We start from the raw sequence: 15,157 nt of genomic DNA on the forward strand, positions 1-15,157 counted from the left end.
GCGTGCTTCGATATTTTGTCTGGCGCATTGCCGTGATGGTTCCAACGCTGCTGGTCATATCGGCACTGGTGTTCACGATCATCGAACTTCCCCCAGGCGACTATTTCGACAGCTATGTTGCCGAGCTTCGGGCTCAGGGCGAAGCGGTGGATTCCGATCGCATCGAGATGATGCGCAAGGAATATGGTTTCGACAAGCCACCGGTCATTCGCTACTTCTACTGGGTCGGCGGGATGCTGCACGGCGATTTCGGCTATTCCTTCGAATATGAGCTGCCGGTTCGCGACGTCGTCGGGGACAGAATGTGGCTGACGGTGCTGGTTTCCTTCGTCACGATCATCTTTACCTGGCTCATCGCCTTTCCGATCGGCATGTACTCCGCCACGCATCAATACAGCTGGAGCGACTACGGCCTGACTTTCTTCGGCCTTCTCGGCCTTGCGATTCCGAACTTCATGCTGGCGCTGATCCTGATGTATTTCGCCAACATCTGGTTCGGCACGTCTATCGGCCATCTCATGGACCAGCAATATCTCGGCGAGCCGATGAGCTGGGCCAAGGCGAAGTCGATCCTCGCCCATCTCTGGATTCCGGTCTTGATAATCGGCACCGGGGGCACGGCAAGCATGATCCGGCGGCTGCGCGCCAATCTGCTCGATGAGCTACATAAGCAATATGTCGTGACCGCGCGCGCCAAAGGCCTTCATCCCTTCAGGGCGCTGGTCAAATATCCGCTGCGCATGGCGCTCAATTTCTTCATTTCAGATATCGGCTCTATCCTGCCGGCCATCATCTCCGGCGCCGAAATTACTGCGATAGTGCTGTCTTTGGAGACGACCGGACCGATGCTGATCAAGGCGCTGCAAAGCCAGGACATGTATCTGGCAGGGTCGTTCCTGATGTTCCTCGCCTTCCTGACGGTCATCGGCGTCCTGATTTCCGACCTGGCGCTGGCGCTACTTGATCCGAGAATTCGTTTGCAAGGCGGCAGCACCAAATGAACACGCAATCGCCGCTGCCCGCTCCGGGCGCCCCACTGCAACACTACGTTTCCATCGCGCCCTTTGACCTGCAGTCGGTCGAGGAGATGACGCCGGAGCAGTCGAAGGTCTTTCAGGCGTCGCAGCTGCGGCTGATGTGGTGGAAATTCCGTCGGCACAGGCTTGCCCTTGTATCCGGCATATTCCTGGCAGCGCTTTATTTCGGGATACTGATCTGCGAGTTCCTGGCGCCCTACGATCTGCACACGCGCAACATGGACTACATCTATTCGCCGCCGCAGCGGGTGCACCTGTTCCACAACGGCCAGTTCGTCGGGCCGTTCGTCTATGGCCGCCAGATGACGCTGGATATGGACACGCTCAAGCGGAACTACATCGAGAAACAGGATGATGTTCAGCGGATCCGTTTCTTCTGCAAGGGCGACAAGTACCGGTTCTGGGGCCTGATCGAAGGTGACAGGCATTTTGTCTGCCCCGCCGAAACCGGTCAGCTCTTTCTGGCCGGCACTGACAGGCTGGGGCGCGATGTGCTCTCGCGCATCATCTATGGCGCACGCATTTCACTGACAATCGGCCTTGTCGGCATCAGTTTCAGCTTCCTGCTCGGCATTGTCATCGGCGGACTGGCTGGCTATCACGGCGGTATCTTCGACCTGATCGTTCAACGGATAATCGAAGTTCTGCAATCGATCCCCAGTATTCCGCTATGGCTGGCTCTGGCGGCGATCATGCCGATAACCTGGAGTCCAATCCTGATCTATTTCGGCATCACCGTCATCCTCGGGCTGCTCGACTGGACCGGACTGGCGCGGGCCGTGCGTTCGAAGCTTCTAGCCTTGCGCGAGGAGGATTACGTTCTGGCCGCGCAATTGATGGGCGCCAGAAGCAGCCGCATTATACGGCGGCATCTCATTCCCGGCTTCATGTCGCATCTGATCGCGACGGCGACGATCTCCATACCCGGCATGATCCTGGGCGAGACGGCGCTGAGCTTCCTCGGGCTCGGCCTGAGGGCACCGATAACCAGCTGGGGCATCCTGCTCACCGAGGCGCGCAGCGTCAGCGTGATCGCGTTCTATCCATGGCTGCTTTTGCCGATGCTCCCCGTCGTTCTCGTCATCTTGGCGTTCAACTTCCTCGGCGACGGGTTGCGGGACGCCGCGGACCCCTACAAGTGACATCGCTATTCCGCCGCGCGCTGCGCCGCCAAGTCCACTCGGTACGATCCTCGTTGGCAGCCTGTTCGGTTGTTGCAGTGCCCATAGTGGGCCTCTATATGCGACGAGGCTCGATCGGGGTTTAATCGCGGGCATTGCCGATCTTTTGAGCTGGTTCAGGACACACAAACGCATATGAGTCGCCTCGACAGTTTCATCCGGAGGATGACCGCACAGCGCGACATACTCGATCATGTCTGCGCCGAGGTGGCGAAGATGGAGGGGCCCGTGCTCGAGCTCGGCCTTGGCAATGGCCGGACGTTCCATCATCTGCGCGAGCGCCTACCCGGACGCCGGATCGTGGCGTTCGACCGCGCACTTGCCGCACACGCCAGCTCAATTCCCGAAGCTGAAAACCTCGTGCTCGGCGAAATACGCGAGACGGCGAGCAGGTTCATTGGCATCGAGGCCGCTCTCGTTCATGCCGACATCGGCACCGGCTACGAAGATCGTGATGCAGTGACCTCTACCTGGCTTCCCGATCTGACCGCGCGCCTGCTTCGCGTCGGCGGCATCGCGGTCAGCGGCACGCCGCTCGATCACCCGCAGTTGCAGCGCCTCGCGCCGCCGCCTTCGGTTCCCGCCGATCGCTATTTTATCTGTGTGCGCGTGTGAGGGCCCGGGAGGACCCAGGTCTTCAGGGGCCTTCAGGGGCCTTCAGGGGCCTTCAGGGGCCTTCAGGGGCCTTCAGGGGATCGTGTATACTGCTATCTCCCGGTCAATGCCGCGCAGCGAGACCTCGTGGCGCACGGGCGTCAGCGCGTTCCTGTGCAACAGATCGGCGGTGAGATTGTCATCGACCACCGCACGAGTGGCGAAGATTGCCTGTGCGTTGGCAAGGTTCTGGACCCGCGAAGCAATATTGACCGTCTGGCCGAAATAGTCCTGTCGCTCGTTCATGGACACGGCGATGCAGGGGCCGGCATGGACGCCGATCTTGAGCAGCAGGTCCTCGCGCCCGCTCTTCTCGTTGAGCGCCCGCATGGCATCGCGCATCCTGAGGGCCGCAGCAATCGCACGATCAGGCGTCGCGAAGGTCGCCATCACCGCATCACCGATCGTCTTGACCACCGCGCCTGCCTCCGCCGCGACGATCTCGTGCAGAACCTGGAAATGTGCGCGCACGAGATCGAAGGCCGCAAGGTCGCCCACCCGCTCGTAAAGCGCGGTCGAACCGCGCAGGTCGGTGAACAGGAAGGTCAGGCTGGTGATCTTCAGGCGCTGGTTGATGTCGAGCGTATCCGTGCGATAGAGATCGCGGAACGTCTGGTTGGTGAGCAGGCGCTTGGCGGTGAGGAATGGCCGGCGTTTGCCCAGGAAATCATGCAAGGCCTGGCCGGCGATGAAGACCGTCGGCAGCACGCGGGTGTCGGTCCTGTTTTCCAGGGAAATGCGCAGCGGGCCGGGTTGCATCTCCAGCGTCTGGTTCTGGACATGGTCGCGGTCGAAGACCAAAGAGAGGCTTCGGCGCTCCTTTGTCGGTTCGCCCTTCACGTCGATGAACTGCGCTGAATGGGTGACCGGCTCGAAGACGATGATGAATTCGGACGGAAGCTGTATGGGCAGAAGCGCCTTTTCACCGGGCGCAAGCTCGATATCTTCCAGCGAAAACGCTTCCAATTTTTTCGCGAAATCCTCATCCGGGACATCGACGCCGGACGCCCAGTAGATCTGGCGGAAATATTCCACCATCGGCAGTTCGTGTGGATTGTGGGCGGCAATCCTGCGTATGCGGGGACTGACGGTGAATGTCACCTCGACCATCTCGTCGAGGGTCGGCGAATAGCCCTCGGAGCACAGCGCGCAGGTGTATTCGTCCTTCTGCAGGGTTTTCAGCGTGGCGTTGGTGTCGAGCACGCCGCCACAGCCGGGGCACAGAACGTTCCAGGAAACGTCGAAAATGCCCACCCGGGCCGCGTGGAGAAAGGCGCTTATGGCGCGCTCCTCGTCGAGGCCATGCTTGCTGGCGAACGCTGGCGCATTGATGCGGCAAAGTTCGCGGTCTTTGCCCTCCGCGACGGTTCGCTTGATCGCGTCGATTACCAGTGGATCGACATCGGTCGATTGCCGCAGAAGCGAGAACAGATCCTGAGCTTCGTTCATCGGGCTGGCTCCGGAAAATGCGCCTCCCAGGCGTGTTGATCGGACCGCTCTTTGGTCCGAGTGTTTCATTTTACTTCGAAACGGACCATTCGAATAGACAGCCTGGTGATGGTTCAATTTCCATTCGGCGGATTTTCACTTGCCGCAAGCGGCACTATGATGGCCGATAGGCATTCACCTTTGGGACGCTCTCCGATGCCGACACCCAACAACCCGCCATTTCCCGCGGCCCTGCGCCTTTTCTCTGTGGTGGTCATCATCGTCCTGATCATAGGCGCCGGCCTATTTTTCGCGCCTGTGCTGGTCAAGCCGGGCTGGCCTTGGGCCGTCACGCCGTTCAATGCTCGCTTCCTCGGCGGCTTCTACACCGCCGAAATGGTCGTGATGGCGGCGCTGCTGTTTTGGAACCGCTGGTCGCCCGGCAGGCTCGTGCTCGTCATGGCCTTCATCTTCACCGCCATCGTGTCGGTGGCTTCGTTCGTCAATCTCGGCTATTTCAACTTTGGGCGCAAAGCGCCCTGGCTCTGGTTTTTGGTCTATCTGGGCTCGGTCGCGGTATCCGGGATGTTCCTGTGGCGGGCCAGGGCCCGTCCTTCTGCAAAAGGCGTGACCTTAAGCTCCGCGTGGCGCGGCTACATGCCGGTGGAATCGGTGATCCTTGGGCTCTATGGCGTCGGCCTGTTGCTGTTTCCCCTAACGTTCAGCAGCATCTGGCCATGGCCGGTCGATGCCTTCCACGCTCAGCTCTACAGCGCCATCTTCCTCGCCGGTGCGGGCGGCATATATCTCGTCTGGAGAAGCGCGCCGCGCGAGGAACTGCTGGTGCTCGGCCTGGCGCAGTTTCTGGTTGGCCTGCTTGCTATCCTTGGACTCGTCATCACCGACGCTGCGGTGCATCGGATCGACTGGACGGCGACCGGGACATTGTGCTGGCTCGCCCTTTTCGGCTGGATCGGCATCAGTGGCGTCTTCAAACTCTACGCCGCCTCCCGGTATTTTAGCTCGCAATCGGCATCATAGGTTGCAAAGACGGCTGGATTTTCAGGTGCCGTACGGTGCATCGTGCCGGGCCGATTGCCTTCGCCGGGAACGCCATGACCAACACGACCTCGCCATCTTCCGAGAAAATCCGGCCGCAACTCCGATCCGTCCGGCCAAGCGATGCGGAGGCGCTTTGTGCTATCTTCAACATGCCGGGCTTCCGCTGGGGTACGTTCAGGATGCCCTTCGAGATGGTGGAGCAGGTGGAGCGGCGCATCGCCAAGTCCGGCCAGGAAACCACCTGGATCGTTGCGGAGTTGGACGGGAAGATCGTCGGCCATGGCAGTCTGGTCGTGCAGGGTTCGCCGCGCCGTTCGCATATCGGCGAGATCAATATCGGCCTTGACGATGCCTTTGTCGGCAAGGGCATCGGCTCTGCCATACTTGGGGCGCTGCTTGACGTGGCCGACAATTGGCGCGCCCTGAAGCGGGTCGAATTGACCGTCTATGCCGACAACGAACCGGCCATCCGTCTCTACAAAAGCCACGGGTTCGAGGTCGAAGGCCGGCATGTGAAGGCCGGTTTTACCGACGGGCAGTACCGCGACCTCCTGAGTATGGCCCGGCTGCGGTTCTAAGATCCGCTGTTTTGCCTTAGGTGTTCAGCCGACCCAACAATTCGTGCCGGATCCGCTCGCACTTGGCGTTTGCCCCGCAAGCGGCTAGACGGGACCGATGACCGCCGTCTTTGATCCAACCCCTGCGCCTCCGGTGGAAATTCTGGCTGTGCTGTCGCTGCTCTGCCCGGAAGTCGTGCGTGACATCGAGCAGAACTGGAATGCTCCGGTCTCCGACTACGCCCGCCATCTGTGGCGGCCGGTGGCAAGGCCTGCATCGGGCCCGGCGATCGCTGCCCGCTCGATCCTGCGCGAAGTCCTGCATCAGCGCCTCGGTGTAATTATGCAGCCTGAGGAGATCGGCAAGGCCCTCGAAGAGTTCGAGCACAGACCGGTAATTCAGTCCGGCCTGCACTGCCTGCTTCTGATGGACCGGATCACCTTCGATGCCCTTCTGTTTGCCTGGCTCGGCGCGGTCGAAAACGAGCTGTCTGCCTTCGTCGGCTTCATGGGAACGACGATGACCATGGAGACAATTGGCCGGGAGGGGCCCGGATGGCTCGAGGTCGGCGACGACAAGGTCAACCTGTTTGGCATGGGGCGCCACAAACTGTGCCGCAAAAGCGCCTGCGTGGCCGGTCCCGTCTCCCTCAACAAGCGCGCGCTCGAAGCGGTGGGCGATGAAACGGATGCCAGCCGCTGGCTCGGTACACTGCTTGCCAGTCAGGATAAGGTCTTTGCAACCGCCGCCGATGCCATGACAGCCCTCAACGAGGATCTGGTCGCCAATTGGGATCGTTCCGGCATGGCCCTGCCGGTTTTCATCGATGATCGGCTCGCTGCGGCTGCCATGGCGCGGCATCTGGAATATGAAGGCAGCCTTCTTTCCAGGCTGCTCATCGAACCCGCAAGACGCCAGCGTCTCGAACATGCCTTGCAAGAGGCCGCATCGGGCCCATTCGGCAGATTCCTGCCCAATGCCACGGACTATTTCTGGGGCATCCGCGAGGAGCGCGTGCGCAAGCTCGTTCTTGAGAACGGGCACCTGATCGAGCCTGACAGGCCGCATGGTCTTTCCATCCCGTTCGAGCGGCCGCATCTCAAGCAGGCGCTGCTGGACGGCGTGCTGCTGCCGAACTTGTTCTTGACCTTCCTCGTTCTTGCCATATTGCCGCGGGTGCGGGTTGTCGGCGGCCTGAGACAGATTGGCTATGTAGCGCTTTTCCACTCGATCCTGCTGGCTGCGTTGGAAAAAACCGCGCCGGAAGAGCGTGATCTGGCCGCGGAGCTGCAGGTAAGGGAAAATGCCTGGGGCACCCGGGTCATCGATGAAAAGATCTCGGTCCGCGAGCAGCTTGCCGGCCTGCCGGAAGGGGCGCTCTTCGCGGACCTGCTACGGCAATACCGTTCGCGGACATTTGCCGAGACCACCGACAACCTGAAACTGGTTCGCGAAAATGCACGATGGCGCAAGATCGGCCAAGCCTACAGCGTCTGATCCGGCCGCATGGCCTCACCTGTCATTGCACGATGCCGGCCTTGCGGAGGCCGTCGACCATGAGTTCGAAATCGGCAGGGTTCTTGTAAGGCAAGACTTTGCGACGGTATTCCAGCGAATAGTCGGGATTGACGCGAAGCACCTCCTGCCATGCCGCGCGGGCCTCGGCGAGACGGCCCAGATGGCCGTAGCTGGCAGCCAGAAGCGCGCGCGAGACGTCGGTGACAGCGTTGCGCGCCAGCCGTTGCAGCAAGAGGTCAACGGCCTCGTCGAACCTTCCCAGTTGAAACAGGGCCAAAGCCTGGAAGTGCAGAAGCACATCCGGAAAGTATGGGTTCAGGGTCTTTCCCCGGGCGAAACTCTCAAGGGCCTCCTCGGGTCTGCCCGAGTAATACAGCGCCTCGCCGCGGGCGACGTGCGCTTCGGCGAAGTTCGGATTGAGGACCAGTGCGCGCTCGACCTCGTCGATGGCCTCATCGTGCCGTCGTGTGTACAGCTTGGCTATCGCCAGCGCCCAGTGCGCCCAGGGATCGCTGTCATCCAGCGTTACCGCTCGCGTTGCGGCCTCTTCCGCTTGCGCCATCGATTCAGGCGGTGACGCACCCCACCTGTTCAGGTAATCGATTCCGTGCGTGAGGGCGAGGAAAGCGTAGGCAGAGGCAAACTTCGGGTCCAGTTCGGTGGCGCGTTGCAAGAGGTCGCGGGCTGCGACGTTCGTCTCCTTCGTCAGCCGGTGCCACAGCTCCCGGCCCCGCAGGAAATAGTCATACGCCTCCGTGTTGCGCGGGTGCTCGGGCGCCAGCCGCTGACGGTCGCTCTCAGTCAGATTGAGCGCCAGCGCACCGACGATCTGCTGCGTCACGTCGTCCTGCACCGCGAATATGTCGGTCAGGTCGCGATCAAACCGCTCCGCCCAAAGATGGCCGCCCGTGGTTGCATCGATGAGCTGCGCGGTGATGCGCACCCTGTTCCCCGACTTGCGTACGCTGCCCTCAAGGACATGCCGCACGCCGAGCTTCGTGCCCACCTCCTGCACATGGACGTTCTGGCCCTTGAAGGTGAACGACGAATTGCGGGCGATGACGAAGAGCTGCGACAGTTTGGACAGCGCCGTGATGATGTCTTCGGAGATGCCGTCGGCGAAGTAGTCCTGCTCGGCGTCACCGCTCATATTGGCGAACGGCAGGACGGCGATCGACAGCTTCGGCGGCACTGCCGTAGCCGGCCGGCTCGTCGCGGTTTCCGAGATCGCGGCCGCCTTGGTCCCGGCGCTGCCGACTTGCAGCGAATAGACCCGGATCGGCTCGGCGATGTTCTTGAGCTGTGTGCTGCCGAGATCGCTGACCGAGAGGTCGAGCCTCGCCTTGACCTGGCGATAGGCATCCTCGGACAGGCAGATGGCGCCGGGCGCCGCGACTCCCTCCAAACGCGAGGCGATGTTGACGCCGTCGCCCATCAGGTCGCCGTCGCTTTCTTCGACCACATCTCCCAGATGGATGCCGATCCTGAACTCGATACGGCGGTCCTGCGGCACGCCGGCGTTGCGCTCAACCATGCCATTCTGAACCTCTATGGCGCAGCGCACGGCATCCACCACACTGCGGAACTCAACCAGCGCCCCATCGCCGGTGCGCTTGATCACCCGGCCGTGGTGCACCGCGATGATCGGATCGATCAGGTCGCTGCGCAGTGTCCGCAACCTCGCCAAAATACGATCTTCATCCGCGCTCGCGAGCCGGCTGTATCCGACCACATCCGCAGCCAGGATTGCGGCTAGCTTACGATTCTCGCTCAAGGGTTCGTCTCCTCATCTCCACGATAGCAGGAAGACCGAAGTAAGAGGGAACTTTCGCAACCGACAGCCACGCAGCAAACGGAATTGGCTGCGCGCTGCCACAGGAACCCACCCGACCGCCCGATGCCCATTTGCGCTGCCCGCTTGCCGGTCGACGGCTATCGGTTCATGCTTGTGAATACCCTGGCCGTGAAGTGCGTAGGGAGATCACGCCGTCACGGCCCCTAGTGAGGTCTGGTTGGATGGACTGCTCAGGCTGCGGTTTCAAGGTTGAGGGCGGTTACGCTTTCTGTCCGAGGTGCGGCAAGCGCCAGCCCGTGCCCTGCGCCAGTTGCGGCTATCCGTGCGCACCTGATTTCGAGTTCTGTCCGAAATGTGGGGCAAGCGTCGGTGCGCCCGCAAAAGCCGTCGAACGGCCTGCTCCGACACCAAGCCGAACCATTGTGCCGCCTTTTCGAACTCCGTCGCTGCTTGCGAACATCGAACCCGAAGAAGGGCTGCATCCTGTCTCTGACGCCGATCGCCGGACGGTAACGGTCCTCTTCGCCGACCTTTGCGGCTTCACGACACTCAGCGAGCAGCTCGACCCCGAGGTCATGCAAACGCTGCAGAACGAACTGTTCAAGGAATTGACGGCAGCCGTGCGAAACTTTGGTGGTTTCGTCGACAAATTCATCGGCGATGCACTGCTCGCTTTGTTCGGTGCGCCGGTCGCGCATGAGGACGACCCGGAACGTGCGCTTCGCGCCGCTCTCGACATGATCGCCCGGACGGCGCGGCTCGGCGAAAGCGCCTCCCACTCCGGCTCGCCTCTGTTACTCCACATCGGCATAAACACTGGTCCGGTCGTCACTGGCGGATTGGGCATCGGCACCGCCAAATCCTATTCGGTGACCGGCGACACGGTGAATACGGCGCAACGCCTGCAATCGCTGGCCGCACCGGGTGAGGTGCTGGTAGGCGAGCTCACTCACAGGCTGACCCGGCATGCCTTCTCATACGAGTCGCTGGGCGATGTCGTGCTTCGCGGCAAGGCTGGCAGTGTGCTCGTCCATCGACTGGATGCACCGCTTGCGGCGCCGCGTGCAGCGCGTGGGCTCGAGGCGCTCGGCCTCAGCGCGCCGATGATTGGTCGTGCTGCGGAGCTCCATAGAATGCTGGCGAGCCTTGACCAGGCTTGCGGCGGCTCGGCCCAACTTGTCCGCCTCGTCGGAGAAGCCGGTATCGGGAAATCGCGGCTGGTGAAGGAGTTCGTCGCCCGCGTCGGCGACGAGGATCGTTTTCGCAACGTCGCCGTGCGGCAGGCCACGTGCTCACCGCTGGGCGAACAATCATTTGGCGCCTTGGGCGCAGTGGTGCGCAGCGCTGCCGGGATGATGCAAAACGACAATGGGGACGAAATGCGGGGGAAGCTCGCAGGCTTGCTTGCCGATCTCGGCCTGCAGGGCGAGGAGGCGAAGCGGCTGATGCCGTTACTCTACCATGTGCTTGGCCTTGGCGACCCCGATGCCACCTTGCAGCATGTCGAACCCGAGCAGCTACGGCGGCAAATTCTCTACGCGGTCCGCACAATCATCGAACGGCGGCTTGCGTTGTCGCCGCTGTTGATTGTCGTCGAAGACCTGCACTGGGCCGACGCCGTGTCGCTCGAGGCACTGCGTTTCGTTATGGACAGGTTGGAACGCACGCGGTTGATGGTGCTGGTCACGCATCGCCCGGCGCCGGACAACAGCCAACTCGACTCAAGTCGGGTCAGTCACACAGCGCTCAGGCTTTCGCCGCTCAACAGCGATGAAGGTCGCAGCCTGCTGGCGGCGCTTTTCGGCGAGAGCTGGGTAAGCTCCGCGGGAGGGCTCGTCGATCAGATCCTCGAGCGAGCGGGCGGCAACCCTCTTTTTTTGGAGGAGATCGTTCGCGGTCTTATCGATCGCGGTGTACTGGTGCGCGAGGGCCAGCGATGGCGGACTGTGGCAGGTGAAGTCGCAACCGGCATTCCCGCCACTATCCAGGCAATGTTGCTCGCTCGCGTCGATCGGCTGCCACAAGGGGTGCGCCGGTTGGCCCAGGAAGCCGCGGTAATCGGCCCGCGCTTCGATGCCACGCTTCTGAAAACCGTGACAGCCGACCCCGCCCGGCTGGAAGCCGGATGCGAACTGCTTTGCGATGCGGAAATCATCGAGGAAGTTGCCGGATCAGGCTCGATCTCGTCGCAAAGCTACCGCTTTACGCAAACATTGCTGCAGGACGTGATCTACCAGAATCTGCTCCTGCAACGCCGGACCGAAATCCACGGGCGGATAGGTGCTGCCTTGGAGCAACTGTGCGGCGATAATCCGGAACGGCTAGAGGATTTGACCGTGCTCGGTCATCATTTCGCACAGAGCGCCGAGCGGGAGAAGGGCGCGCATTACCTGCAGGCGGCCGGCGATCGCGCTCGCATGATATACGCCAACGACGATGCCCTTCGTTTCTACGAGCGAGCACTGACTGCGTTGGAGGCGACCGGGCAAACACCGCTCAAGCTGACAATTGCCGAGCGCATTGCCGATTTGAGCGGCCCCGCAGGCCGCCGCGAGATTGCGCACCATCACTACGAGGCGGTGTTGCAGGCATACCGCGAGTCGGCCAATCGCGTCGCGTCGGCGCGAGTTTTGCGTAAGATCGGTCGGCTGCTCTGGGACGTCGGCAAGCGGGAGAAGGCAGAATCCCGCTATGCTGAAGCGGCAGCGCTCCTCGATGGAGCGGATGCCCCGGTCGAGCAGGCGCATCTCTGGCAAGAACGTGGCCGACAGGCTTTCCGTAGCGGAGATCACGCTCTCGCGGCAAAATGGGCAGACGCGGCGTTGGATTGCGTACGCACTCTGACAACGGAGCATGTCTCCGAGGTGGGGCGTGAGGCCACTCTTGTGACCGCCGAGGCACTCAATACCAAGGCTGTCGCGCTGGCTCGCCTTGGGCGAAACCGTGAAGCCGTGCGTCAGGTCGAACACAGCATTGAATTGGCCGAAGCCGCCGGTCTGCTGGGCGCGGCCTGCCGCGGCTACACCAATCTCGGCGTGCTTTACACGACCATCGATCCGGCACGGGCGATGGAGGTCTGTCGGCGCGGTCTTGAAGTCGCGCGCCATATTGGTGATTTGGGCTTCCAGGCGCGTCTTCTCGCCAATCTGGCGGTCGCTTGTTGTACTTTCACGGATCGCTGTCCAACAGAGGGCGTGCCTGCTGCCGAGAAAGCCATCGAGATCGACCGGGCACTCGATCAGCGAGAGCATCTGCCGGTGCCGTTGATTGTGCTTGGGCAGATCCACCAGTGCAACGGCCGTCCGGAACTGGCCGTCGGCTTGTTCCACGAAGCACTGGACGTAGCCCGCGAAACGGGCGAACCCCAACTGCTGTTTCCGTGCTATGATGGTCTGGCAACGCTTAATCTCGACCTCAACAATCTTGCCGAGGCCGAACGCTACTTTTCCTTGGCGCAGGGTATATGCGCCCAGCACGGGCTCGACCCGGAAGCGCTTGTGGTGCTGCCCTTTCTCGATTAGCCGGGGTTGGAGGTTGGAAATGTCCGCGCCTAGTGACTTGGTACCGCTTCAACCGGGCGACCGTGCGCCGAACTTGGTACTCGACGCCATTACCCAGGAAGGCAAGATCGCGCTTGACGACTTTCGCGGACAAAAACCGGTGCTGGTCGGTCTGTTTCGAGGTCTGCATTGTGCATTTTGCCGGCGCCATATCGCTGCTCAGGCGCGGCTTGATCCGGAACTGCGCGAAAGGGGCGTGGAGAGCCTGACGGTGGTCAACACGCCGATCGAACGGGCGCGTCTCTATTTCCGCTACCACCCGATGCCAAATCTGCTTGCGGCCTCAGACCCTGAACGCGCTTCACATCGTGCTTTTGGACTGCCCAACCTCGAATTCACCCAAAACGAGACGAACTGGCCGTACAAGGTCTCGATGGCAGTGGCAAAGGATATGCGGGTCGACCTACCAGGCGAGTTGCCCGGTCCCATGGATCCTTTTGCGGCCAGCGAATTCCTCGGCAAGAAGGACAATTACGAAGTGACCGAAGCCGACGAGCAGATGATGGCAACGGGACACGGACAACTGATTGGTCAATTCCTGCTGGACCGGCAGGGGATCGTCCGCTGGAGCTTCACGGAGGTTCCAGAGGGTGGGCGATACATGTTTGGGGCGCCAAACCCGCAGGAACTGATGTCAGCCGTGTCGCAAGTCGCCCAATAGACCGTCGGAAGACTGATCCGCATTGCTGCCATTCGCGATGCGGACAATGAAGGGCACCATCGGGTCAAAACTTCGCGTAATAGCTTGCGGCTTGAGATGCGTCGGCTCCAGGGTCGGCACTGCCATGCGGCAATCAGGCCGGCAGCCGCCACATCCGCACACGACCTGTACCACGCAATTCCGTTTCCTCGAGTGGGTCGCAAGCAAAATTTGGTCCAAGCAGTTGGCGAGTTGCATCCGAAATACGGATTTCATCGGGCTCCGCGGACGTTTGAATACGTGAGGCGAGATTAACGGTGTCGCCCCACAGGTCATAGGCAAACCGCCTCTTGCCTATGACGCCCGCGACGATTGGTCCCGAGTGAATTCCAATTCTGAGTCTCAGCGGTTCTCCCGCGAAGCTTTCGCGCTTAACCGCCTTGCGCAGCTCAAGTGCATAACGCGCGAGGGCCTTTGCATGATCGGATCGCGCGGTGGGCAGGCCAGCGACCACCATCACACAATCGCCGATTGTCTTGATCTTTTCGCAGCCGTATCGTTCCGAGAGCCGATCCGCCGCCTTGAAGAAGTAGTTTAAAATTGCGAGCGTCGTCACGGCTCCGACGCTCCGCGCTCGTTCCGTGAAACCGACGATGTCGGCAAAAAGCACACTCACTTCCGCGTGGTTGTCAGCAATTTTTTTGTGCGCTTTTAACCGCTCCGCGATCGACGCCGGAAGAATGTTGAGGAGCAGGGTTTCGGCGCGCTGGTATTCACGCGCCAATCCCTCCTGGCTCTTCCTCAACGCCTCGTTCGTCGTTTGTAATTTCTCGTTGAGTTGACGCTCCCTCTCTTGCAGGAGTGTCATTTCATAAGCCTTTTGTTGAAGCCGCTGCCTATTGTCGCGTTCGGCAGTGGCGTCGAGAAAGAGCAGCCACACACAGGCATTGTCAGCAAAAAAATGAAGGTCCGCGACACGCCCGCTGGGCAGCTCGACCATGGCAATGTGAAACGGAAGCTCCGGGCAAGGCAGCAAACCTTCCATAAATTCAAGCTGCTCGGCAACAGCTTCGCCAATGCGAAGCGATGAGAGTCCATAATGTTCAACATTTCCGCCCTTGGCAGCTATGCAAAGCTGGGCGTCGATTTTCAGATATGCGACAGAGTGCCCATTGTAGAAGAAATTGAAAATCCAACTTCGGACTTCTCTTGGCAACCCATGCATGGTCTATCTGGTTACCATCAAAGCAAGTTGACGAAACGCATCATCAACATTGTCACCCGAGAGCGCACTTGTTAGATAGATTTGCCATCCACGTTGCCTCAGTTCGTTAATCTCACTATCCGATATTGCCCACCGATCGGCCAGATCGGATTTGTTGATCAGCAATACGAACGGCATAGCGCCGAATTCGGCCTCGGCCCGTTCGCGCAGCGTGAGCGCCACGGCAAGAGTAGCAGCGCGGGTTCCATCGACGACAAGCACAAGCCCGGTTGCACCTCGAACATAGCTGACGCGGAATGAGCCGATATCGTCTTCGCCGGCCAAGTCCCACAAAATCAGATCCACGGTTTTGTCCGGGAGTGCGACATTCTTCTTGTCGATTTTCACTCCCACCGTGGTCAAGTAGGTTTCTGAAAAGATGCTTTGCACAAACCTGCGAACCAGGCTCGTCTTTCCGACAGAGAACCCGCCCAGCATACAGATCTTTTTTTGCAACATC

12 protein-coding genes are annotated in these 15,157 nt (G+C 60.8%); 8 read left to right on the forward strand and 4 right to left on the reverse strand.

The features are described 5' to 3' along the window. The first annotated feature begins 2 nt into the window (after window positions 1-2). The 3 genes from NKH03_RS19810 (at window position 3) to NKH03_RS19820 (ending at window position 2,833) form a co-directional block, all read left to right on the forward strand. Window positions 3-1,001 carry an ABC transporter permease gene (locus NKH03_RS19810; RefSeq protein ID WP_352863168.1) on the forward strand — a complete coding sequence of 333 codons (999 nt, stop codon included), beginning with the start codon at window positions 3-5 and terminating at the stop codon, window positions 999-1,001. Continuing rightward, on the forward strand, window positions 998-2,179 hold the full coding sequence (locus NKH03_RS19815; RefSeq protein ID WP_352863166.1) for an ABC transporter permease: 1,182 nt from the start codon (window positions 998-1,000) through the stop codon (window positions 2,177-2,179). Before NKH03_RS19810 ends, NKH03_RS19815 begins: the two co-directional genes overlap by 4 nt. Window positions 2,180-2,353: 174 nt before the next feature. Further along, the gene (locus NKH03_RS19820; RefSeq protein ID WP_352969963.1) at window positions 2,354-2,833 is read left to right on the forward strand and encodes a class I SAM-dependent methyltransferase; all 480 of its coding nucleotides are present in this window, start codon (window positions 2,354-2,356) and stop codon (window positions 2,831-2,833) included. A 72-nt stretch (window positions 2,834-2,905) separates the two neighbouring features. Here the strand turns inward: NKH03_RS19820 and NKH03_RS19825 are convergent, their stop codons facing one another. After that, window positions 2,906-4,321, reverse strand: coding sequence for an adenylate/guanylate cyclase domain-containing protein (locus NKH03_RS19825; protein ID WP_352969965.1), 1,416 nt, complete (start codon window positions 4,319-4,321; stop codon window positions 2,906-2,908). Between the two features lie 297 nt (window positions 4,322-4,618). On the opposite strand from NKH03_RS19825, the gene NKH03_RS19830 reads away from it, so the two are divergent. From NKH03_RS19830 to NKH03_RS19840, 3 genes are all read left to right on the forward strand, one after another. After that, window positions 4,619-5,341 (forward strand): hypothetical protein, encoded by a 723-nt coding sequence (locus NKH03_RS19830; RefSeq protein WP_352969968.1) that lies wholly within the window; start codon window positions 4,619-4,621, stop codon window positions 5,339-5,341. Window positions 5,342-5,415: 74 nt separating this feature from the next. Beyond that, complete coding sequence (locus NKH03_RS19835; protein ID WP_352863160.1) at window positions 5,416-5,940, forward strand: GNAT family N-acetyltransferase; 525 nt, start codon at window positions 5,416-5,418, stop codon at window positions 5,938-5,940. 97 nt (window positions 5,941-6,037) lie between these two features. Beyond that, on the forward strand, window positions 6,038-7,417 hold the full coding sequence (locus NKH03_RS19840; RefSeq protein WP_352969970.1) for a hypothetical protein: 1,380 nt from the start codon (window positions 6,038-6,040) through the stop codon (window positions 7,415-7,417). A 22-nt stretch (window positions 7,418-7,439) separates the two neighbouring features. Here the strand turns inward: NKH03_RS19840 and NKH03_RS19845 are convergent, their stop codons facing one another. After that, a complete protein-coding gene (locus NKH03_RS19845; RefSeq protein WP_352969972.1) occupies window positions 7,440-9,212 on the reverse strand; it encodes an adenylate/guanylate cyclase domain-containing protein in 1,773 nt (590 codons plus the stop codon). Between the two features lie 242 nt (window positions 9,213-9,454). On the opposite strand from NKH03_RS19845, the gene NKH03_RS19850 reads away from it, so the two are divergent. Then, window positions 9,455-12,754, forward strand: a complete 3,300-nt coding sequence (locus tag NKH03_RS19850; RefSeq protein WP_352969974.1) for an ATP-binding protein — start codon at window positions 9,455-9,457, stop codon at window positions 12,752-12,754. 19 nt (window positions 12,755-12,773) lie between these two features. After that, entirely contained in the window at window positions 12,774-13,454 is a 681-nt protein-coding gene (locus NKH03_RS19855) for a redoxin domain-containing protein (RefSeq protein WP_352969976.1), read from the forward strand. Window positions 13,455-13,587: 133 nt separating this feature from the next. Here NKH03_RS19855 and NKH03_RS19860 read toward each other — a convergent pair whose 3' ends face one another. Next, window positions 13,588-14,658 (reverse strand): adenylate/guanylate cyclase domain-containing protein, encoded by a 1,071-nt coding sequence (locus NKH03_RS19860; RefSeq protein WP_352969978.1) that lies wholly within the window; start codon window positions 14,656-14,658, stop codon window positions 13,588-13,590. Window positions 14,659-14,661: 3 nt separating this feature from the next. Continuing rightward, the gene (locus tag NKH03_RS19865; RefSeq protein WP_352969980.1) at window positions 14,662-15,156 is read right to left on the reverse strand and encodes a Rab family GTPase; all 495 of its coding nucleotides are present in this window, start codon (window positions 15,154-15,156) and stop codon (window positions 14,662-14,664) included. Between the last annotated feature and the right edge of the window lies 1 nt (window position 15,157).

Origin of the sequence: Mesorhizobium sp. M1406 (assembly GCF_040317555.1) — a bacterium.
Taxonomy (GTDB): Bacteria; Pseudomonadota; Alphaproteobacteria; order Rhizobiales; family Rhizobiaceae; genus Mesorhizobium.